The following is a 343-nucleotide window of genomic DNA, read 5'->3' on the forward strand; positions in this document are numbered from 1 at the left end:
CGACGCTTCTGGAGCGGACACGGCGCACGGCCCTGGGGGCGCAGGAGCATCAGGACCTGCCATTCGAGCAGGTGGTGGAGATCGTGCAGCCGCCACGGGCGCTTGATCACACGCCGCTGTTCCAGGTGGGGCTGGCCTGGCAGGATAACGCGCTGGGGCGGCTCGATCTTCCCGGGCTGGGCGTGGAGGAGGTGGTGGACAATGCGCCCGGGCAGATCCGGTTCGAGCTGGAGCTGAACGTAGGCGAGTGTGACGGGAGGATCGTGGGCACGCTGGGCTATGCCACGGCGCTGTTCGATGAGTCGACGGTCAGGCGGCAGCGGGATTATCTGCTGGCGCTGCT

Annotated in this window: 1 protein-coding gene; it reads left to right on the forward strand. The window is 67.9% G+C overall.

The features are described from left to right. Positions 1–343: condensation domain-containing protein (locus AB4Y34_RS42150; protein ID WP_368719343.1), on the forward strand; the 343-nt coding region annotated here is incomplete at both ends.

Origin of the sequence: Paraburkholderia sp. BR10954 (genome assembly GCF_040965775.1) — a bacterium.
Taxonomy (GTDB): Bacteria; Pseudomonadota; Gammaproteobacteria; order Burkholderiales; family Burkholderiaceae; genus Paraburkholderia; species Paraburkholderia youngii.